The organism is Mycobacterium sp. NGS62 (assembly GCF_059812285.1).
In genome coordinates this window covers 1-1370 of the sequence record NZ_JCALCK010000057.1, presented here as the reverse complement: position 1 = coordinate 1370, position 1370 = coordinate 1, and the positions used below count along the sequence as shown (strand labels likewise).

The window sequence follows — 1370 nt, the reverse complement described above, 5'->3', positions numbered from 1 at the left end:
ATTCCGTTGTCGTTTGCGCAGAGTCGGTTGTGGTTTATCGATCAGTTGTATGGGCCGTCGCCGATTTATAACTTGGCGGTGGCGTTGCGGTTGTGTGGGCGTTTAGATGGTGCGGCGTTGGGTGCGGCGTTGGGTGATGTGGTTGCGCGTCATGAGTCGTTGCGGACGTTGTTTGGTGCGGTGGGGGGTGCGCCCGAGCAGGTTGTGGTGGCGTGTGAGCGGGCCGATGTGGGTTGGCAGATTGTTGATGCCACTGGTTGGTCGGCGGCGCGGTTGGGTGAGGCTATTGATGCGGTGGCGCTGCAGCCGTTTGATTTGTCGTCTGAGATTCCTTTGCGGGCACGGCTTTTGCGTGTTGGTGAGGATGAGCATGTGTTGGTGGCGGTGGTGCATCATATCGCTGCTGATGGTTGGTCGATTGCTCCGTTGGTGCGTGATTTGGGGGTTGCGTATGCCAGTCGGTGTGTGGGGCAGGCGCCGGGGTGGTCGCCGTTGGCGGTGCAGTATGCCGATTACACGTTGTGGCAGCGGGCAATTCTTGGTGATTTCGATGATGGTCAGAGTCTGATTGCTGGGCAGTTGGGTTATTGGCAGGATGTGTTGGCTGGGATGCCCGAGCGGTTGGTGTTGCCTACTGATCGGCCTTATCCGGCGGTGGCCGATCAGTGTGGTGCCAGTGTGGCGGTGCAGTGGCCGGCGCAGTTGCAGCAGCAGGTTACTCGGGTGGCTCGTGAGCATAATGCGACGAGTTTTATGGTGGTTCAGGCTGCGTTGGCGGTGTTGTTGGCCAAGCTCAGTGCCAGTTCTGATGTGGCAGTAGGGTTCGCGATTGCGGGGCGTGGTGATCCGGCGCTTGATGAGTTGGTCGGGTTTTTCGTCAACACGTTGGTGTTGCGGGTTGATGTGGGTGGGGATCCCAGCGTGGCGGAGTTGTTGGCTCAGGTGCGGGCTCGGGGGTTGGCGGCCTATGAGCATCAGGATGTGCCGTTTGAGGTGTTGGTGGAGCGGCTTAACCCGACTCGCAGTTTGACTCATCATCCGTTGGTGCAGGTGATGTTGTCTTGGCAGAATTTCGCCGGGGATTCGGCTGCGGGGTTGAGTTTGGGTGATGTGCAGGTCACTGCGTTGCCGGTGGATTCCCGCACTGCCCGGATGGATTTGGCGTTTACGTTGGCCGAACACTTCACTGAGGTCGGTGAGCCCGCTGGGATTTCGGGGGCGGTGGAGTTTCGCACCGATGTGTTCGATGCGGTCAGTGTTGAGGTGTTGATCGGCCGGTTGCAGCGGGTGCTGGCGGCCATGGTTGCCGATCCCGGGCGGTCGTTGTCGTCGGTAGATGTCCTCGATGACCGAGAACATGCCCGATTGGA

The 1370-nt window shown here is 59.7% G+C and carries 1 protein-coding gene; it reads left to right on the top strand.

Annotation, left to right across the window (positions count from 1 at the left end; translation table 11 throughout):
- The coding region (locus tag AC5Y49_RS24640; RefSeq protein ID WP_499891994.1) for a condensation domain-containing protein at window positions 1–1370 on the top strand (1370 nt) is incomplete at both ends.